Annotated in this window: 19 protein-coding genes; 7 read left to right on the forward strand and 12 right to left on the reverse strand. The window is 58.1% G+C overall.

The genetic code is table 11. The annotated features are described in order from the left end of the window. Positions 1 to 42: 42 nt before the first annotated feature. On the reverse strand, positions 43 to 1581 hold the full coding sequence (murJ, locus tag KQP88_RS20730) for a murein biosynthesis integral membrane protein MurJ (protein WP_216704063.1): 1539 nt from the start codon (positions 1579 to 1581) through the stop codon (positions 43 to 45). Between the two features lie 250 nt (positions 1582 to 1831). Between murJ and rpsT the strand changes: the two genes are divergently transcribed. Continuing rightward, a complete protein-coding gene (gene rpsT / locus KQP88_RS20735) occupies positions 1832 to 2110 on the forward strand; it encodes a 30S ribosomal protein S20 (protein ID WP_003215870.1) in 279 nt (92 codons plus the stop codon). A gap of 118 nt (positions 2111 to 2228) precedes the next feature. Here the strand turns inward: rpsT and KQP88_RS20740 are convergent, their stop codons facing one another. The 5 genes from KQP88_RS20740 to rplU form a co-directional block, all read right to left on the reverse strand. Continuing rightward, positions 2229 to 2699 (reverse strand): CreA family protein, encoded by a 471-nt coding sequence (locus KQP88_RS20740; protein WP_216704064.1) that lies wholly within the window; start codon positions 2697 to 2699, stop codon positions 2229 to 2231. A gap of 26 nt (positions 2700 to 2725) precedes the next feature. Next, a complete protein-coding gene (gene proB, locus KQP88_RS20745; protein ID WP_200994727.1) occupies positions 2726 to 3844 on the reverse strand; it encodes a glutamate 5-kinase in 1119 nt (372 codons plus the stop codon). 98 nt (positions 3845 to 3942) lie between these two features. Continuing rightward, positions 3943 to 5166, reverse strand: a complete 1224-nt coding sequence (gene cgtA, locus KQP88_RS20750) for an Obg family GTPase CgtA (RefSeq protein ID WP_025261878.1) — start codon at positions 5164 to 5166, stop codon at positions 3943 to 3945. A gap of 211 nt (positions 5167 to 5377) precedes the next feature. Next, positions 5378 to 5653, reverse strand: coding sequence for a 50S ribosomal protein L27 (gene rpmA, locus KQP88_RS20755; protein ID WP_025261879.1), 276 nt, complete (start codon positions 5651 to 5653; stop codon positions 5378 to 5380). 32 nt (positions 5654 to 5685) lie between these two features. Next, a complete protein-coding gene (gene rplU, locus KQP88_RS20760) occupies positions 5686 to 5997 on the reverse strand; it encodes a 50S ribosomal protein L21 (RefSeq protein WP_002551971.1) in 312 nt (103 codons plus the stop codon). A 240-nt stretch (positions 5998 to 6237) separates the two neighbouring features. On the opposite strand from rplU, the gene KQP88_RS20765 reads away from it, so the two are divergent. Both KQP88_RS20765 and KQP88_RS20770 read left to right on the forward strand, forming a co-directional pair. Then, positions 6238 to 7206: a polyprenyl synthetase family protein gene (locus KQP88_RS20765; RefSeq protein ID WP_198727959.1), complete on the forward strand. Its 969-nt coding sequence runs from the start codon at positions 6238 to 6240 to the stop codon at positions 7204 to 7206. Between the two features lie 155 nt (positions 7207 to 7361). Continuing rightward, the gene (locus tag KQP88_RS20770; RefSeq protein ID WP_025261881.1) at positions 7362 to 7604 is read left to right on the forward strand and encodes a PA4570 family protein; all 243 of its coding nucleotides are present in this window, start codon (positions 7362 to 7364) and stop codon (positions 7602 to 7604) included. A gap of 78 nt (positions 7605 to 7682) precedes the next feature. Here the strand turns inward: KQP88_RS20770 and KQP88_RS20775 are convergent, their stop codons facing one another. From KQP88_RS20775 to KQP88_RS20795, 5 genes are all read right to left on the reverse strand, one after another. Further along, positions 7683 to 8300, reverse strand: coding sequence for an FKBP-type peptidyl-prolyl cis-trans isomerase (locus tag KQP88_RS20775; RefSeq protein ID WP_216704065.1), 618 nt, complete (start codon positions 8298 to 8300; stop codon positions 7683 to 7685). Positions 8301 to 8422: 122 nt separating this feature from the next. Beyond that, positions 8423 to 8731, reverse strand: a complete 309-nt coding sequence (locus tag KQP88_RS20780) for a DUF6482 family protein (RefSeq protein ID WP_216704066.1) — start codon at positions 8729 to 8731, stop codon at positions 8423 to 8425. Positions 8732 to 8868: 137 nt separating this feature from the next. Beyond that, complete coding sequence (locus KQP88_RS20785) at positions 8869 to 9363, reverse strand: TIGR00645 family protein (protein WP_200994689.1); 495 nt, start codon at positions 9361 to 9363, stop codon at positions 8869 to 8871. Positions 9364 to 9477: 114 nt separating this feature from the next. Continuing rightward, the gene (locus KQP88_RS20790) at positions 9478 to 9807 is read right to left on the reverse strand and encodes a PA4575 family protein (protein WP_200994690.1); all 330 of its coding nucleotides are present in this window, start codon (positions 9805 to 9807) and stop codon (positions 9478 to 9480) included. A 293-nt stretch (positions 9808 to 10100) separates the two neighbouring features. Beyond that, positions 10101 to 12521 carry a Lon protease family protein gene (locus KQP88_RS20795; RefSeq protein ID WP_025261886.1) on the reverse strand — a complete coding sequence of 807 codons (2421 nt, stop codon included), beginning with the start codon at positions 12519 to 12521 and terminating at the stop codon, positions 10101 to 10103. 321 nt (positions 12522 to 12842) lie between these two features. Here KQP88_RS20795 and KQP88_RS20800 point away from each other — a divergent pair, with 321 nt between their 5' ends. From KQP88_RS20800 to KQP88_RS20815, 4 genes are all read left to right on the forward strand, one after another. Continuing rightward, complete coding sequence (locus tag KQP88_RS20800) at positions 12843 to 13331, forward strand: DUF3015 domain-containing protein (RefSeq protein ID WP_117163433.1); 489 nt, start codon at positions 12843 to 12845, stop codon at positions 13329 to 13331. Between the two features lie 62 nt (positions 13332 to 13393). Next, the gene (locus tag KQP88_RS20805; protein ID WP_216704067.1) at positions 13394 to 15247 is read left to right on the forward strand and encodes an Lnb N-terminal periplasmic domain-containing protein; all 1854 of its coding nucleotides are present in this window, start codon (positions 13394 to 13396) and stop codon (positions 15245 to 15247) included. Positions 15248 to 15503: 256 nt separating this feature from the next. After that, positions 15504 to 15857 carry a hypothetical protein gene (locus tag KQP88_RS20810; RefSeq protein WP_198727964.1) on the forward strand — a complete coding sequence of 118 codons (354 nt, stop codon included), beginning with the start codon at positions 15504 to 15506 and terminating at the stop codon, positions 15855 to 15857. A 72-nt stretch (positions 15858 to 15929) separates the two neighbouring features. Continuing rightward, on the forward strand, positions 15930 to 16442 hold the full coding sequence (locus KQP88_RS20815) for a GreA/GreB family elongation factor (protein WP_216704068.1): 513 nt from the start codon (positions 15930 to 15932) through the stop codon (positions 16440 to 16442). Positions 16443 to 16501: 59 nt separating this feature from the next. On the opposite strand, the gene ettA is transcribed toward KQP88_RS20815, so the two are convergent. Next, the gene (gene ettA, locus KQP88_RS20820) at positions 16502 to 18166 is read right to left on the reverse strand and encodes an energy-dependent translational throttle protein EttA (protein ID WP_122318102.1); all 1665 of its coding nucleotides are present in this window, start codon (positions 18164 to 18166) and stop codon (positions 16502 to 16504) included. Positions 18167 to 18329: the final 163 nt, after the last annotated feature.

Consider the following 18329-nt stretch of genomic DNA (forward strand, 5'->3'; position numbering starts at 1 on the left):
ACCGCAACGCGAAAATCCGACAGCCACCCCGTCAAACAACGTTTACATGATTGCCTTGCGAGCAAAATGCCGCAGGCGAAAGCCCAACAGCAGCAGCATACCGAAATAAACCAACACACCCGCCGCGACCAGCGCCCCCAGGCGCACGAACCGCTCAAGCATCTGCCCTTCGCTCCAGGCCGGCATCACATGCATCAGCCACAGCAACACCGCCGACATGGCCGCAACGGCCAGAATCAGCTTGAACAGAAACTTCGCCCAGCCAGGCTGCGGCTGAAACAGGTCCTGCTTGCGCAACTGCCAGAACAGCAGACCGGCATTGATACACGCCCCCACACTGATGGCCAGGGCCAGACCCGCATGCTGCAACGGCACGATAAACGCCAGATTGAGCAACTGGGTAACGACAAGGGTAAAGATCGCGATTTTAACCGGCGTACGGATATTCTGCTGGGCATAAAAGCCGGGAGCCAGCACCTTGATCAGGATGATTCCCAGCAACCCCACCGAATAAGCTATCAGCGCACGCTGGGTCATGACCGCATCCACCGCATCGAACTTGCCGTACTGGAACAGAGAGACCGTCAGCGGTTCAGCCAGCAGGCCCAGCGCCAGCGTGCAAGGCAGAACCAGCAAAAAGCAAAGGCGCAAGCCCCAGTCGAGAATCCGCGAATACTCCTGACGATCCTTGTTGGCATAGGTCTTGGACAGAATCGGCAACAGAATCGTCCCCAACGCCACGCCCAGCACCCCGGAAGGCAGCTCCATCAGGCGGTCGGCATAGTACATCCACGAGACGGAACCTGCGACGAGGAACGAGGCAAATATCGTGTTGATAATCAGAGATATCTGACTGACGGAAACGCCAAGGATGGCAGGCAGCATCTGCTTCATCACACGCCATACACCCGTGTCCCGCAGATTCAGACGCGGCAGGACCAGCATGCCGATTTTTTTCAGGTGCGGCAGTTGATAGAGCAACTGCAGCAAACCACCCGCCAGCACCGCCCACCCGAGCGCCATGACCGGCGGATCGAAATAAGGCGTCAGGAACAGGGCGAAGAAAATCATGCTGACGTTGAGCAGCGTCGGCACGAAGGCCGGCACGGAAAAACGGTTCCAGGTATTGAGGATCGCACCGGCCATGGATGACAGGGAAATCAGCAATATATAAGGAAAGGTCACCCGCAGCAGGTCCGCGGTCAGGGCGAACTTTTCAGGCGAGTCGACAAAACCCGGCGCCGTGGCCCAGATCACCCAGGGCGCGAAGATGACGCCCAGCAAGGTGACCAGCGCCAGCGCCAGCGTGAGCAGCCCCGTGACATACGCCACGAAGGTGCGGGTCGCCTCCTCGCCCTGCTGGCTTTTATATTCGGCAAGGATCGGCACGAAGGCCTGGGAAAAGGCCCCTTCGGCAAAGATCCTGCGCAGCAGGTTCGGCAGCTTGAAGGCAATGAAGAAGGCATCCGTCGCCATCCCGGCCCCGAACGTACGGGCAATGATGGTATCGCGAATGAAGCCCAGCACCCGGGAAAGCATGGTGATAGAGCTGACGGCAGCTAATGACTTGAGTAGATTCATTGAAAGAGTGTTATGCCCTGGCTAAAGGATAGGCGCTCAGGCCTTCATTTATGCGATACTTCGCGCCGCAAAAAGCCCGGAGCGAAAGTCCGCGAGTTTACAGGTCGTACGCCGGAAATAAATATCCGGGTTCAGATAGCGACCACTCAGCGGAACACCTCAACTGCCCTTGACAAGTGACAAACTCATCGGCATGATTCGCGGCCTATTTTGTTAGCTATTTCATAAAAGTCTTTCGAGGAGCTCGACGGTGGCCAACACACCTTCCGCCAAAAAACGTGCAAAACAGGCTGAGAAGCGTCGCAGCCACAACGCCAGCCTGCGTTCCATGGTTCGTACCTACATCAAGAATGTGGTCAAAGCCATCGACGCAAAAGACGCAGAAAAAGCGCAAGCCGCTTACGTTCTGGCTGTTCCTGTTATCGACCGCATGGCCGATAAAGGCATCATCCACAAGAACAAAGCTGCTCGCCATAAAGGCCGCCTGAACGGTCACATCAAGGCTCTGAACCTTGCTGCTGCCGCCTAAGCGATCTGCTTGTTGAAAAACCGACCCAAGGGTCGGTTTTTTATTGCCTGCAATATCATGCGAGCTGTGGAGGCGAACAAAGCGGAACCCCGCTCATTCACCCCACGCCCACCTTAAATCACGGCGTAGCCGCATGCGGCCACGGCAGAATCGGAATCGCAGTCACCGCATTCTGCGGGCTACCCTCGATAATCCGGTCGCTGTAGACCAGATAAACCAGGGTATTACGCTTCTCATCCAGGAAGCGCACCACCTGCATGGTCTTGAAGACCAGCGAAGTACGCTCCTTGAATACTTCCTCACCATCCTTGAGCGGCGGCTGGAAACGAATCGGCCCGACCTGGCGACAGGCAATCGAGGCCTCGGCACGATCCTCGGCCAGACCAAGACCACCCTTCACCCCGCCCGTCTTGGCACGGGACAGATAGCAGGTCACACCTTCGACCTTGGGATCATCAAAAGCCTCGACCACGATCCGGTCATTGGGGCCGACAAACTTGAAGACCGTCGACACCTGACCAATCTCTTCAGCCGCCGCCAAGGCAGGCACGACCAGCAATGCCGCAAAAAACGCTTTCATGACTCGCATCAAACCTTCCTTTGAGATGACCCGCATCAAACGAGAATCAGGTTATCCCGATGAATCAGCTCGGGCTCGGCCATGTAACCCAGCTCTCGCACGATGGCATCGGATGACTGACCGATAATCTTCTGCGCTTCAACAGCACTGTAGTTACTCAGGCCGCGAGCGATTTCCCGACCATCAGGCGCCACACACACAACCATTTCGCCACGACGGAAACTGCCCTGCACCCCTTTCACGCCCACAGGCAACAGACTCTTGTGATCCTTGACCAGAGCAGCCACCGCACCACCATCCAGCACCAGCGTGCCACGAGTCTGCAGATGACCGGCGAGCCACTGCTTGCGAGCCGCCAGCATTCCACGCTCGGGCGACAACAAGGTACCCAATTGCTCACCCGCCTTGAGGCGCGCCAGTACGCGATCGATACGACCACCCACAATCACCGTATGCGCGCCGGAACGAGCCGCCAGACGCGCCGCACGCAGCTTGGTCTGCATGCCGCCACGCCCCAGGGCGCCACCCGTGCCGCCAGCCACCGCATCCAGCGCAGGATCATCGGCACGCGCCTCATAAATGAGCTGAGCTTCAGGATTGTTGCGCGGATCGGCATCGAACATGCCATCGCGATCCGTCAGGATCACCAGCAGATCAGCCTCGACCAGGTTGGCCACCAGAGCGGCCAGCGTGTCGTTGTCACCAAAACGGATTTCGTCGGTCACGACCGTGTCGTTTTCGTTGATGACCGGCACAACACCCAGCTCGACCAGCGTGCGCAGGGTGCTGCGAGCGTTCAGATAGCGCTTGCGATCGGACAGGTCATCATGGGTCAGGAGAATCTGCGCGGTATGCCGGTCATGCTCGGCAAAGCTCGACTCCCAGGCCTGCACCAACCCCATCTGACCGATAGCAGCAGCCGCCTGGAGTTCATGCATGGCACTGGGTCGCACAGACCAGCCCAGGCGACTCATACCGGCAGCAACAGCCCCGGAAGAAACCAGCACCAGCTCGACGCCCGCCTCATGCAGCGCCACCATCTGCTCAACCCACACACCCATGGCCGAACGATCCAGGCCTTTGCCATCCGCCGTCAGCAGGGCACTGCCGATCTTCACGACCCAGCGCTGGGCACCCGTCACTTTGCTGCGCATCATCTTCCAACCTTAGCCAGAGAATTTTCTTAATACGGATTCGAGATACAAAAACGCCGCTATCAGTCAGTAGCGGCGTTCAAGTTTACTGCAAGCGATCAGTCTCGGACGTAAATGATTTCCGGACCGTCCTCATCGTCCACATCTTCTTCATCCCAGTCATCTTCGCCAATGTCATGCACGCTCTTCACGCCGCTACGACGCAGGGCACGCTGATCATCCAGCGCCTGCAACTGAGCACGCGCCTCGTCTTCGATACGCTGATCCAGCTCGGCCAGCTCTTCAGCATAACCAGGCTCCTCGACCAGACGCAGGCTACGCTCTTCAAGATAGCGCATGATGTCGCGAGACAACTGCTCGGTGCCTTCCTTCGCAATCGCGGAGATCACGTAGACCGGACCGGTCCACTCCAGACGCTCGACGATTTCCTGCTTGCGAGCCTCTTGCTCCTCCTCAAGCAGTTGATCGCACTTGTTCAGCACCAGCCAGCGATCACGCTCAGCCAGGGACGGGCTGAACTTGACCAGCTCATTGACGATGACCTCGGCAGCATCGGCAGCACTGGTTTCATCCAGCGGCGCCATATCGACGAGATGCAGCAGCAGACGCGTACGCGCCAGGTGCTTGAGGAAGCGAATCCCCAGGCCTGCGCCATCGGAAGCACCTTCGATCAAGCCAGGAATATCGGCAATGACGAAGCTCTTCCAGCGGTCGACACTGACCACACCCAGGTTTGGCACCAGCGTCGTGAACGGGTAATCCGCGACTTTTGGCTTGGCGGCAGACACCGAGCGAATGAAGGTACTTTTGCCCGCATTCGGCAAACCCAGCAGACCGACGTCAGCCAGCACTTTCAATTCCAGCTTGAGATCACGCTGATCGCCCGGCTTGCCCGGCGTCGTCTGACGCGGAGCGCGGTTGGTGCTGGATTTGAAACGGGTGTTACCCAGACCGTGCCAGCCGCCCTGAGCAACGAGCAGGCGCTGGCCGTCCTTGGTCAGGTCGCCGATGATTTCCTGGGTTGTCGCATCGATCACGGTCGTGCCGACCGGCACGCGCAACACCAGCTCTTCACCCTTGCGACCCGTGCAGTCGGCGCTGCCGCCATTCGAACCGCGCTCGGCGTCGAAATGACGGGTATAGCGGTAGTCGACCAGCGTGTTGAGGTTGACGTCGGCGATCATATAGACCGAACCGCCATCACCACCGTCACCACCGTTGGGACCACCGTTTTCGATAAACTTTTCGCGACGGAAGCTCATGCAACCGTTGCCGCCGTCACCGGCTTTTACTCGAATTGAAACTTCATCTACAAACTTCATAACGCACGCCTCCCGCCACAGGGACGAGCAGAACCACATAAATACATAAGACTCTTGCAAAAATGAGCGTTGCGATACCGATCAGAAACCAGCGACCCGTAAGGTCCACATCACAACAGCCCGCACAAACAGCTTTGCAAGAGACTCACCAACCTCAACTACAAACAAAAAAGCCCCGTCGCGAGACAGGGCTTTTCAAGCTACTGCGCAATTACGCTGCGGAGACTTCAGTCTTCGGAACGATGCTCACGTAGCGACGACCGAAGGCGCCCTTGACTTGAAACTTGATCACGCCTTCCACTTTCGCGAACAGGGTGTGATCTTTACCCATACCAACGCCATAGCCAGCGTGGAATTGGGTGCCGCGCTGACGCACGATGATGTTGCCTGGAACGATAGCCTGGCCGCCATACATCTTCACGCCAAGGCGTTTGGCTTCTGAGTCGCGACCGTTACGGGTACTACCACCAGCTTTTTTGTGTGCCATGAGTCAATTCTCCAAATGAGGATTAGGCTGAATTAAGCCTGAATACCTGTGATTTTGATCTCGGTGTACCACTGGCGGTGGCCCATACGCTTCATGTGGTGCTTACGACGACGGAACTTGATGATGCGAACCTTGTCGTGACGACCTTGCGAAACCACTTCAGCCACGACGGTAGCGCCAGCAACAACCGGAGCACCGATATTGACGTCGTCGCCATTGCCAACCAGCAGGACGCGGTCAAAAGTGACGGATTCGCCAGTAGCGATTTCCAGTTTTTCAATTTTCAGGTATTCACCTGGGGCGACTTTGTACTGCTTGCCACCGGTAACAATTACTGCGTACATGGTATTTCTCCGAAAATCCTGCTCACCCAGCTCTTTATAAGAAGAGTATCGGCTGGCATGGCTGCATCAGGCTGGAACGGCCTGGTTGCAATTGCGTAAGGCAGGTGCTGCCCAGGAAAGTTAGGGTGCGCGATTGTACGCAAGGCAAGGATGGGTTGCAAGGCCCCGGACGGCATACCTTGACATGCCCTACCCTGCAACCTAGCATGCGGCGCAACCTATCTGGAGCACTTGTCGCAGATGCAACCCCAAGCCTTCTATCGCGCGGTGGCGGACGACTTTAGTGCCGTTGACCTTATCATCAAGAAGCAACTGACGTCTCGTGTGCCGCTGGTCTCGAAAATCGGCGATTACATCACGTCAGCCGGCGGAAAGCGCCTGCGCCCGCTGCTGGTGCTTCTGTGTGGCAAAGCCCTGGGACGCGAAGGCGACGACCTGCGCCTGCTGGCTGCCACCATCGAATTCCTGCACACCGCCACCCTGCTGCATGACGACGTCGTCGACATGTCCGGCATGCGTCGCGGCCGGTCCACGGCCAACGCACTCTGGGGCAACGCGCCCAGCGTCCTGGTCGGTGACTTCCTTTATTCCCGCTCGTTCGAAATGATGGTCGAACTGGGCTCGATGCCGGTCATGCAGATCCTGTCCAAGGCCACGCGGATCATCGCCGAAGGCGAAGTCCTGCAGTTGTCCAAGATTCGCGATGCCAGCACCACCGAAGAAACCTACATGGAAGTGATTCGCGGCAAGACAGCCATGCTGTTCGAAGCCTCGACCCACAGCGCCGCTGCCCTGTGCAACGCCAGCACCGAACAGAGCGAAGCCCTGCGTACGTTCGGCGACCATCTGGGCGTGGCATTCCAACTGGTCGACGATCTGCTGGACTACCGTGGCGATGCAGAGACACTGGGCAAGAACGTCGGTGACGATCTGGCCGAAGGCAAGCCTACCCTGCCGCTGATCTACACCATGCGCGAAGGTTCGCCGGAACAGGCTGCCCTGGTCCGCAAGGCCATTCAGAAAGGCGGCCTGGAAGATCTGGAAAGCATCCGTGACGCCGTTGAAAAGGCCGGCGCCCTGGATTACACCGCACAACTGGCCCGCGATTACGCTGCCCGCGCCATTGCCTGTCTGGACGCCCTGCCGCCAAGCGAATACCGCGACGCACTGGTAGAGCTGAGTGAATTCGCGGTAGCCCGCACTCACTGACAGTCATCGGCTGCACAAAAGCCCGTCCTCAGTGACGGGCTTTTTCATGGACGCAGATCAACCATCCGACAGAAAATGCGAATTAATCTCAAATAGAAGCTTGCTATTATCGTAATAGGAATTATTCTCATCAAATCGAAAGCAGGAGATGGAATATGACTTATTTGATCGATGCATGGCTGGACCGGCCACAGCCCTACCTGAGAATCCTTCACCGCGAGACAGGCGAAGTCTGTGCCGTGCTTGAAGAGGAAGCGCTGGAAGAGTTACGCGATCAGGGCGATCTGGATGTCCACAGCCTCAGCTCCAGCGAGCCCGTAGTGCTGAAAGAACTGGTGCGCAATCTGTTTCTGTTCTGTTACGCCCGAGCCTTGCGCCCGGCAGGAGAGCTGCACTGAACAGGGTTCATTCACGTACTGCTGCTGAACGAATCAACGCGATTCGTTCAGCAGCCATCTGCATCAGCCAGTAACCGATTACAGAACGGCCAGCAGCTCTACGTCGAATACCAGAACGCTGTGCGGCGCGATGCTGCCAACGCCTTGAGCGCCGTAAGCCAGCTCGCTCGGCACGTACAGACGCCATTTGCTGCCGGTGTTCATCAGTTGCAGAGCTTCGGTCCAGCCAGCGATAACGCCGCTGACCGGGAATTCTGCTGGCTCGCCACGATCGTAGGAGCTGTCGAAGACAGTGCCGTCGATCAGGGTGCCGTGGTAGTGAGTGCGAACCTGATCTTCACGGGTAGGCTTTGGGCCATCGCCAGTGGTCAGCACTTCGAATTGCAGACCCGAAGCCAGAGTGGTCACGCCTTCGCGCTTGCCGTTTTCAGCCAGGTAAGCCAGACCAGCGCCAGCAGCCTTTTCAGCCTTGGCAGCCGCTTCGGCCTGCATGATTTCACGGATGACCTTGAAGCTGGCGGACATTTCTTCCTGACCAACACGGCTTGGCTGACCGGCGAATGCATCGCTCAGACCGGCCAGGATGGCTTCCAGGTTGACGCCCGGTGGCGGGTTGTCACGCAGTTGGTCGCCCAGCTGACGGCCAATGCCGTAGCTGACGCGGGTTTCGTCGGTGGACAGATTGACTTCGGACATGACGCTGCTCCGTTGAGGGACACCCAGACAGCAAGCGGCGAGAAAGTCGCCCTTTACCCTGATGTGCCCCGAACCAAAAGGGCAGGCAGCCTAGCACAATTGGCTGTGGTGCCCTATCGCAGTCAGGACCAGGATGAATGAAAGGAGATCGGCAGGCGCATCACCGACCGGTCATTGACCGGCATGCCGCACAGTTCGTCATGAACCACTGAATGGACCAGATAGAACGGCACCACCGGCAAGGTCTTGAGCAAGTCCCGTGCATGCTCGAGCGAGCGCAGATGCAGGGTCTTGCCTTCGGCGCTCTTCAACATGCGCGAGCCACCTTCCATGCACACCTCAAGCAGGTAGATACCGCCTTCGATGGAAATCAGATTCAGCTCATCGACCTTTCCGGCCTGGGCATGATCGGTAAATTCCTGAACATTCATGATCGAACCTCGCAGTGGATTAGAGGAATCAGAACAGGTTTTCTACCTTATCTCGCCACAACACGCCAGAAACGAAACCGCCCGCCCCTTTGTTCATCGCTGAACACAGAAGGCGGGCGGCAAGAGATGCAGGCCAATCAGTAGTTTTTCTTGGTCACCTTGTCCAGGTACCCCATCGCAAACGCCGAAACGACAAACGTCATGTGGATGATCACGTACCACATCAGATATTGCGTCTCGATGTTCTTGGCATCCATGAAAACGCGCAGCAGGTGGATGGACGAAATCGCCACGATGGAGGCCGCGACCTTCATTTTCAGGGACGAGGAGTCCATGGTGCCCAGCCAGTTGAGCTTTTCCTTGTCCTCATCGATATCCAGTTGCGAGACGAAGTTCTCGTAACCGGAAATCATCACCATGACCAGCAGGCCGCCTACCAGCGCCATGTCGATCAGCGACAGCAGGACCAGAATCAGGTCGGATTCGGCCAGGGAAAAAATGTTGGGGAGCACATGAAAGATTTCCTGAAAAAACTTCAGGCCAAGCGCCAGCAGCCCGAGGGACAACCCGAAATAGATGGGGGCCAGCAGCCAACGCGATGCGTACATCGCATTCTCGAAAAAACGTTCCATTGAGACTCGCCAGTGATTTGGAATGACGGGCGAGTATATTCAGCACAAGCCATCAGCTCTAGAGGCGTGACAAAATGACACAGAAAAAGCTTCGCCATCCGTCCCATTCAATCTCTAGAAGGGGAACGAGCGCTGACAGTGGGCAATGTCACTGTCGATGCGGCGCAGTTCGCTCTGCATGTGCAGCCTCCAGATCGGCACATCTGCCACCGTTTCATAACCATGCAGAAGAAGGCTTTCAGTGATGGCGAGCAACACCGACTCAGCAGCCATCAAACCGTTGAATGGCCCTTGAGACTTGATGGCTGAAGGCTGTTCGCCGGACATCCCGGCGGCGAAAAGCAACATCCACATGGCCCCATCACCTGGAAGAGGCCGGATGACACATTCAATGCGGGTCATCAGCCCCAGGCATTGACGGGTAAGACAGAGGCTACGCGACATGGCGAGTTCCTCGTGAGCGACAGTATTCGCCTCTCCCGTTCAAGAGAGTGACGCGCCAGTCCATTTGGCCACTGTGGTAATCACACAGGATAGAAGAAAAGCCGCAGAACAAAAAAAGGCCGGATGAACGGGCATCCGGCCTGCTAGGGGTAATGCTGAGCAGTTATGGTATACCTGCCACTTGTGGGAGGGGCCTTGGCCGCGACGACCCAACTCACAGCCAACACATTTTCAGCGCCTGAACTGCTGTCGCGGCCAAGGCCCCTCCCACTGATGTGATCCAGCCACCAGCCTCAGGCTTTCAGCTCGGGCTCCTTCTCCAGTTCTTCCTTGAGCTCTTCATCGCTGAGCATTTCTGCGATATCGCGCAGGCGCTCCACCACTCGGGCGTTGACGCTGCCTTCGGGGAATTCGCCATTCTCGTCAGGCGTACCGGCAGGCTCGCCCACCAGCAGGCTCAAGGCCTCATCCGCCTGACGCACCGCATACACATGGAACTGCCCGGCGCGTACGGCTTGCAGCACACGCTCATCGAGCATCAGGGTTGCGACGTTGGCCTGCGGGATGATCGCGCCCTGCTCGCCCGTCAGGCCACGGGCCTCACAGAGACGGAAGAAACCTTCGATCTTTTCGTTGACCCCGCCCACTGCCTGCACTTCACCAAACTGGTTGATGGAGCCGGTAATCGCGAAGCATTGCTTGAGCGGCGTGCGGGAAAGCGCCGAAATCAGCGTGCAGGCCTCACCCAGCGAAGCGCTGTCGCCATCCACATAACCGTAGGATTGTTCCAGAGCGATACTGGCCGAAATCGCCAGAGGGAATTCCTGGGCATAACGGCTGCCCAGATACCCGGTGAGAATCATCACGCCCTTGGAGTGGATCGGCTGGCCAAGGTTGACCTCACGCTCGATGTCGACAATGCCGCTGCCGCCGGGATAGACCGTTGCCGAGATGCGCGCCGGCACACCAAACGCCGAATCACCGACCTCCAGCACCGTCAGCCCGTTGCACTTGCCGACCGCAGCGCCATCGGTGTCGATCAGGATGATGCCGGCCAGCATATCGTCGAGAATCCGGGCCGAAACGCGCCCGGTGCGGGTGGCCTTGGCCTTGAGCGCTCGCTCGATGTGCCCGGCGTCGGTCTGTTCTTCGTTGGCCAGTTGGCGAATGAAATCCGCCTCGCTGACCAACTGGAACAGATCACCGATCCGCGCCGACAAACGCCCCTGATGCTCGGCCAGGCGCGCGCTGTAGGTCGCCAGACGCGCCACGGCATCGGCGGTCAGAGGCGCCATGCCTTCTTCCGAAGTACGGGTTTTCAGCAGTTGGGCGAACTGTTCCAGGGTTTCGTCGACCAGCGGGATTTCCTCGTCGAAATCCACCAGCACCCGGAACATCTCCTGGAAGTCAGGATCGAGGTCCTGCAGGGTGTAATACAGCGAACGCGCACCAATGATGATGATCTTGACGTTCCACGGGATCACTTGCGGCGTCAGAGTGACGGTCGCCAGACGCCCCATTTCCCCCAGCGGCGACTCCATTTTCAGCTTGCGCGATTGCAGGGTGCGCTTGAGTGCATCCCAGACATACGGCTCGCTGAGCATCTTTTCCGCTTCAAGGATCAGGAAGCCGCCATTGGCGCGATGCAGCGCACCGGGCCGCAACTGGCGATACGTGGTGTACAGCGCGCCCTGGTCGGTGCTGTATTCGATACGACCGAACAGGTTGTCATAGGTCGGATGCGGCTCGAAGACCACCGGCGCACCGCCGCTGTGGGTGTGGCCGACAACCAGGCTCGGGCAGTATTGCTCTTCCAGCAGCTTGCGCGCCTGGGCGTCGGTCTTGCTGTCATCCACCAGTTGCTCGACAACGGTCTTGAGCAGATAGACCTGCATCGCCTGCAGGTAAGCGCAGACAGCTGCATTCTCGGCATACTTTTCCGACAGCGGAGCCAGCAGCGGTTGCAAGGTCAGGGTGATGGTTTCTTCGTTCAACTGGCGCAGTTGATTACTGGATTCGCGCTTCCATTGCGGCAGGCTGGCCAGTTCTTCGTTCAGGCGCTCTTCGAGACCGGAAATATCTTCATGGAAGCGCTCCCGCTCGGCTTCCGGCAACTGGGAGAACTCGGCCTCGTCCAGTGCCTTGCCGTCGGCCATGGGCGTAAAGGCGATATTGGTGCTGTCGCGGTACAGCGCAATGTCCTTCTCCAGCGCCAGACGCTCGATCACGTCCAGGGCGCGGTCATAACGCTGGTTGAAGGCGCGGTCGATGGCGCTCTTCTTCTGCTGATACGACGGATGCTCGAAGACTGCCGGAAAGGTTGCCAGCAGGTTATCGATCAAGACACCGATATCGGCCATGAACGCCTGGGCACTGCCTGGCGCCAACTCCAGGGCCTTGGGTTCGCGGGGCTCATCGAAATTGTTGACGTAGACCCAGTCCGATGGCGTCTGCATGCGCTTGCCCTCGGCCTTGAGGTAGCGCTTTACAAACGAAAACCGACCTGTGCCGGGCTCACCCATGACAAACACGTTGTAACCGGGACGCGGCATCGCGACCCCGAACTGCAAGGCTTCTACGGCTCGCTCCTGGCCGAGTACTCCCCGAAAGGGCTCCAGATCATTGGTCGTCGAAAAGCTGAACTGTTCAGCGGAAAACGGGCGTGTCAGCGCTTGTGGCGCTAGACGAAGGCTGGCTGCGACAGAATCGGGCATCAGTGTTCCTTACATCAGGCGGGGCAGATGTCGGCATTCTGGCGCTCGCCGGACAAGACTTGCAAGACGGGAAAGCCCGGAATGTCCATTCCCCCAACGAACAGGGCTGCGCAAGCACACAATTAACCCTGTAACGTGAATAAATCTGCAATCGGCCACGGAACCCTTGGAACCGACCTAAACTCCAAATTGCGCATGTGGTTACAAATAGCCATTTGCCTTGATGTATCGGTGGGTGCGAAAAGCCAGCGAACGCAGGATTTGTCGCGCCGAACCGGTTCAAGAACCCCGACACTGGTTGAACATAAAGAGAAAAAAGCTATGAAACGGATTCTTCTTGGAACGCTCTTCACCGCAGTCTCTATCAATGCAATGGCACAAGCTCCGGGCGGCCCTGATTGTGGCTGGGGCAACATGTTGTTCGAAGGCCAGCGTGGCACTCCTGCGCACTTCCTGGCATCAACCACTAACGGCACTTCCGGTAACGCCACCTTCGGCATGACTTCCGGCACCAACGGCTGCTCCACCAGTGGCGCACTGACCTACGGCGGCAAATCCTGGCTGGCCATGAACGGCATGATGGATGAGCTCTCCAAGGACATGGCCATGGGCCAAGGTGAAGCACTGACAACCTACGCGGTCGTCCTGGGCGTTGCACCAGAAGATCGTGCGCATTTCGCCGCAGTCACCCATGAGCACTTCTCGCAGATCTTCAGCAAGGCCGACACCACCGCTGAAGACGTTCACAGCAACACAATCAATGTCCTGAAAAACGATCCGACCCTGGCCAAATACGCCACCCAGGCCTAAAGTCGTTTGCCCGCCCCTCGGTTCCGGAGGGCGGGTCCCCATCTCCTGACAAGTTGCTTTCTATGCTCAAACGTCTTGCGTATCTGGCGCTGTTTGTCTGTGCCCCGTTATCTGCCGCCCCACATCCGAGCGCAGACCGTTTGCAGCAACTGGCCAATGAGCCCTTCTGGCTTTCTCTGGGCCACTACGAAGCTGGCAAGCTGGGCGGCTGGCGCAGTTACGTCGACGACCCGAAATTCTTTCTCGCTGCCGACGGTGCCCATGACCCGAAGGCAGAGCTGAGCGCAACACTTGCGGCCCTTTACGCACCTGTCGGCAACGAACAGGCACATGCCCAGTGCGTCTATCCGTCCCGCACCCGCTGGCTGCGCGACCAATTGCAACTCACCGATCTGCCTGCCGTGGACTGCAAGGATTTCAAGGCGTGGTTCAAGGATGTGGCACCGGACAGCACAGTGCTGATTTTCCCGGCGGCCTATCTCAACAGCCCGTCCTCGATGTTCGGCCACACATTGCTGCGCATCGACCCGGCCAGCGCCAAGACCAGCGGCACAACGCTGCTCAGCTACGCCATCAACTTCGGTGCCTATATCGAAGGCATGGACAACAGCATTCTCTACGCCTGGAAAGGCCTGATGGGAGGTTATCCCGGCCTGTTTGCGCTGGTGCCCTATCAGGAAAAACTCTCGGAATACCGCAGCCTGGAAAACCGCGACCTGTGGGAATACCGGCTGAACCTGACCAGCGAAGAAACGCAGCGCATGGTCGAGCATGTCTGGGAACTGAAGCAGATCCGTTTCAGCTACTTCTTCTTCGATGAAAACTGCTCTTACCGCCTGCTGGAACTGCTGGAGGTGGCCCGGCCAGGCCTGAAACTGACCAACCAATTCGAGCTTACGGCCATCCCCACCGATACCGTGAAGGCGATAAAGGCCGCCGGGCTGGTGGAGAAAATCGACTACCGCCCTTCGCGCGAACGTGAACTGCTGAGCCGTGCAGAACCGCTGAGCCAGGACGAACAGGAATGGGTGCTGAAAGTCAGTGCCGACCAGACACAACTCAAGGACAGCCAATACCAGGCGCTACCCAAGGAGCGTCGCGCCCTGATTCAGGATGCGGCCTATCGCCTCGAACGCTACCGCGCCAACGGCCTGGAGCGCGATTCCGCCCGTTCGCAGCGCAGCTTTGAGCTCCTGCAAGCCATCAACCAGAACCCGCCTGCACAACTGGACATCCAGCGCCCCGGCCTGCCGGAAGAAGGACACGAGTCACGGACCTGGCAACTGGGCGTGGGCAGCCGCAACGACCGGGCTTTCGCCGAATACGGTCTGCGCATGGCCTATCACGACCTGAACGACAACGCCTACGGCTTCCCGCTGGGCGCACAGATCGAGATTCTTCAGCTCAAATTGCGTCAGTACGAAGGCAATGACTGGCAGGTGCAACAACTGGATCTGGCGACTATTCGCTCCCTGACACCCCGCAATACCCTGCTCAAGCCATGGTCATGGCAAGTAACAGGCGGACTGGAGCGCGTGCCGGGCAAACATGGCGATGAAAACCTCGTCAGCCATGTGAATGGCGGTGCCGGCGGTACCTGGAAACTGGGCGAAGAAGTGCTGGGCTTTGCCCTGGGCACCGTGCGGGTCGAGCACAACAATGACTTCTCGGAGTTCATCTCGCCAGCAGCCGGCTTCAATACCGGCCTGCTCTGGCGCAACCCGCTGGGTAACCTGAGCCTGGAGGCCAAGGGCGATTACTTCACCAATGGCGAAGTACGGCGCAGCATCAGCCTCAACCAGCAATGGGAGCTGTCCCGCAACCTGGGCCTGCGCCTGAGCGCCCAGCGCGAGTTCAGCCAGTTGGCCACGCCACAGAATGAAGTGATGCTTGAGGTGAAGTGGTATCACTATTGAGCCTGAATTCGCCCCATCAAACGAGACACAAACAAAACCTGTGGGAGGCAGCTTGCTGGCGAAAAGGCCTTGAAAACGGCAGATATTCTGAGGCTGTGCGCTGAAGTCGCCAGCAAGCTGCCTCCCACAAAGTATTCATGATGCGCCACTTTCTGGCTTCCACAGAATTATCACGTCACTACAAATCCGACACATCTTTGACAAATAACTCACAAGCGGACAACTACACTGAAGTCACTTGTAGAGGAAAACAGAAATGAACCTGCGCTGGGTGCTGTTGTGGCTGGTTGTCGTGCTGACAGGCTGTCAGTCCGCCCACGAGTATATGCTGGCCGAAGGTTATCCACCGGCATTCGCCGATGGCTTCCAGGATGGCTGCGGCAGCGGCAAGGAAGCGGCCGGGGCATTTACCGGGCAGTTCAAGAAGAACGTCCCCCGCTATCTCAAAGATCCACTCTATGCCGAGGGCTGGACCGACGGGTTCCGTCAATGCCAGGCCATGGCAGACCGACGGGACCGGCTAGACCCCGGACAAGTCTGGAATGACCGCGACCGTGACTGGGAGCGGGAGAAAACCAGAAGCGCCGCCAAGGCCTATCGTCCAAATTAAAGACACTTCAGGAAATCAGACGAAACCAATCCGATGCGACCATGGACCAACTCTCAAAGAGGAGGACAAACCATGAGTCGCGCTTTCGTCAATGAAGACAACGCCGCCGCAGAGGCCAGTCAACCGGTCGAGCGTCTGATCAGCGAACACCCCAATTACGTCACTGCCCACGGACTCCTGCTGCTGCAACAGCAAGTCAATGAATTGCAGGCACAGCACAGCGCCCAGACGGCTTTGGGGGACAGCGCCGACAAACAGCGTCTGGCCGACCTTGAGCGGGATCTTCGCTATTTCACCCAGCGTCTGCAGAGTGCGCAGGTGGTTACGCCGGCCATCTCGACCGATCAGGTGCAGATCGGTAGTTGGGTGACGTTCGCGGATGAAAGGGACAACCGTCAGCGGGTGCAACTGGTCGGTGAGGATCAGGCCGATGCCGCCAAGGGATTGATCAACTGGAGTTCGCCACTGGGGCGTGCATTGCTGGGGACGCAACTGGGAGACGAGGTGCTATGGAAGCGCCCGGCCGGGGATCAGATCATCGAGATCGTATTGATCGAACCCGATGATGGAGCGGCCGGGGCTTAGTCTTCACGGGCAAGCGCCACTCCCGGAGATGGGAGCGGGCTTGCTCGCGAAGGGGTCAATCAAGCCAGCTTCTTGTGGCGCACTCGGTGCGGCTGCGCTGCGGCATCGCCCAGACGTTTCTTGCGATCGGCTTCGTATTCGGTGTAGTTGCCTTCAAAGAAGACCGCTTGCGAATCGTCTTCGTACGCCAGGATGTGGGTGGCCACACGGTCCAGGAACCACCGATCGTGAGAGATCACAATGGCGGCGCCCGGGAAGTCCAGCAGGGCTTCTTCCAGAGAACGCAGGGTTTCAACGTCCAGGTCGTTGGACGGTTCGTCGAGCAGCAACACGTTGCCGCCTTCTTTCAAGGTCAGTGCCAGGTGCAAGCGACCGCGCTCACCACCGGAAAGGTCCTTGACGAACTTCTGCTGGTCGCCGCCCTTGAAGTTGAAGCGCCCCACGTAGGTACGCGACGGGATTTCGTAGTTGCCGATGCGGATCTGGTCCGAACCGTCGGAAATCTGCTGGAACACGGTCTTGCTGCCGTCCAGATCGTCACGGCTCTGATCGACACAGGCCAGTTGCACGGTTTCACCGATTTCGATGCTGCCCGAGTCCGGTGCTTCCTTGCCCATCAGCATGCGGAACAGAGTCGACTTACCGGCACCGTTACCACCGATCACGCCGACAATGGCGCCTTTAGGCATGGCAAACGACAGGTTGTCGATCAGCACGCGGTCTCCATAGCCTTTGGAGACGTTCTTGAACTCGATAACCTTGTCACCCAGACGCGGACCGGCCGGAATGTAGATCTCGTTGGTTTCGCTGCGCTTCTGGAATTCCTGAGATTGCATTTCTTCGAAGCGTTGCAGACGGGCCTTGGATTTGGACTGACGCGCCTTGGCACCTTTGCGAACCCACTCCAGCTCGTCTTTCATGGCTTTTTCATGGGCCGACTGCTGCTTGGATTCCTGGGCCAGACGATCGGACTTGGCTTCCAGCCAGCCCGAATAGTTGCCTTCGTATGGAATGCCCGCACCGCGGTCGAGTTCCAGAATCCAGCCAGCGACGTTATCCAGGAAGTAACGGTCGTGCGTGATCGCGACCACAGTGCCCGGGAAGTCGTGCAGGAAGTGCTCAAGCCAGGCGACGGAATCGGCATCCAGGTGGTTGGTCGGTTCGTCGAGCAACAGCATGTCCGGTGCGGACAGCAGCAGGCGGCACAAGGCAACGCGACGTTTTTCACCACCGGACAACACCGACACCTTGGCATCCCAGGCTGGCAGACGCAGCGCATCGGCGGCGACTTCCAGTTGGCGCTCCAGGTTATGGCCATCGCCAGCCTGCAGGATCGCTTCCAGCTTGGCCTGTTCGGCTGCCAGTTTGTCGAAGTCGGCATCCGGCTCGGCGTATTCGGCGTAGACCTGATCCAGGCGGGCCTGAGCGTCCTTGATGACGCTGACCGCTTCCTCGACCACTTCACGGACGGTCTTGTTCGGGTCAAGTTGTGGCTCTTGCGGCAGATAACCCACATTCAGCTCGGGCATCGGACGTGCTTCGCCGTCGAACTCGGTATCGACGCCGGCCATGATTTTCAACAGCGTGGATTTACCCGAACCGTTGAGACCCAGCACGCCGATCTTGGCGCCCGGGAAGAAGGAAAGGGAGATGTTCTTCAGGATTTCCCGCTTCGGCGGCACAACTTTGCTCAGCCGATGCATGGTAAAGACGTATTGAGCCATGGAATGAAAACCTAGCGTCTGTGAGGGTGACTGATTAAAGCGCGAGCTTTTATTTGTCTCTGCTACTTGCCGCAGTGCCATTCAAAGCCTTGAATGAAACAGACAGAGAACGGACTTCTGCATCCGGGCAAATATAAAGCTGGATCGATGTTTGCAGGCAGTG

The sequence above is a fragment of the Pseudomonas lijiangensis genome (genome assembly GCF_018968705.1).
Lineage (GTDB): Bacteria > Pseudomonadota > Gammaproteobacteria > Pseudomonadales > Pseudomonadaceae > Aquipseudomonas > Aquipseudomonas lijiangensis.

Bases quoted from the DNA above. Each gene is read 5' to 3' on its own strand.
- murJ (WP_216704063.1), bottom strand. From the start codon at position 1,581: ATGAATCTACTCAAGTCATTAGCTGCCGTCAGCTCTATCACCATGCTT.
- KQP88_RS20740 (WP_216704064.1), bottom strand. From the start codon at position 2,699: ATGCGAGTCATGAAAGCGTTTTTTGCGGCATTGCTGGTCGTGCCTGCC.
- proB (WP_200994727.1), bottom strand. From the start codon at position 3,844: ATGCGCAGCAAAGTGACGGGTGCCCAGCGCTGGGTCGTGAAGATCGGC.
- cgtA (WP_025261878.1), bottom strand. From the start codon at position 5,166: ATGAAGTTTGTAGATGAAGTTTCAATTCGAGTAAAAGCCGGTGACGGC.
- rpmA (WP_025261879.1), bottom strand. From the start codon at position 5,653: ATGGCACACAAAAAAGCTGGTGGTAGTACCCGTAACGGTCGCGACTCA.
- rplU (WP_002551971.1), bottom strand. From the start codon at position 5,997: ATGTACGCAGTAATTGTTACCGGTGGCAAGCAGTACAAAGTCGCCCCA.
- KQP88_RS20765 (WP_198727959.1), top strand. From the start codon at position 6,238: ATGCAACCCCAAGCCTTCTATCGCGCGGTGGCGGACGACTTTAGTGCC.
- KQP88_RS20770 (WP_025261881.1), top strand. From the start codon at position 7,362: ATGACTTATTTGATCGATGCATGGCTGGACCGGCCACAGCCCTACCTG.
- KQP88_RS20775 (WP_216704065.1), bottom strand. From the start codon at position 8,300: ATGTCCGAAGTCAATCTGTCCACCGACGAAACCCGCGTCAGCTACGGC.
- KQP88_RS20780 (WP_216704066.1), bottom strand. From the start codon at position 8,731: ATGAATGTTCAGGAATTTACCGATCATGCCCAGGCCGGAAAGGTCGAT.
- KQP88_RS20785 (WP_200994689.1), bottom strand. From the start codon at position 9,363: ATGGAACGTTTTTTCGAGAATGCGATGTACGCATCGCGTTGGCTGCTG.
- KQP88_RS20790 (WP_200994690.1), bottom strand. From the start codon at position 9,807: ATGTCGCGTAGCCTCTGTCTTACCCGTCAATGCCTGGGGCTGATGACC.
- KQP88_RS20795 (WP_025261886.1), bottom strand. From the start codon at position 12,521: ATGCCCGATTCTGTCGCAGCCAGCCTTCGTCTAGCGCCACAAGCGCTG.
- KQP88_RS20800 (WP_117163433.1), top strand. From the start codon at position 12,843: ATGAAACGGATTCTTCTTGGAACGCTCTTCACCGCAGTCTCTATCAAT.
- KQP88_RS20805 (WP_216704067.1), top strand. From the start codon at position 13,394: ATGCTCAAACGTCTTGCGTATCTGGCGCTGTTTGTCTGTGCCCCGTTA.
- KQP88_RS20810 (WP_198727964.1), top strand. From the start codon at position 15,504: ATGAACCTGCGCTGGGTGCTGTTGTGGCTGGTTGTCGTGCTGACAGGC.
- KQP88_RS20815 (WP_216704068.1), top strand. From the start codon at position 15,930: ATGAGTCGCGCTTTCGTCAATGAAGACAACGCCGCCGCAGAGGCCAGT.
- ettA (WP_122318102.1), bottom strand. From the start codon at position 18,166: ATGGCTCAATACGTCTTTACCATGCATCGGCTGAGCAAAGTTGTGCCG.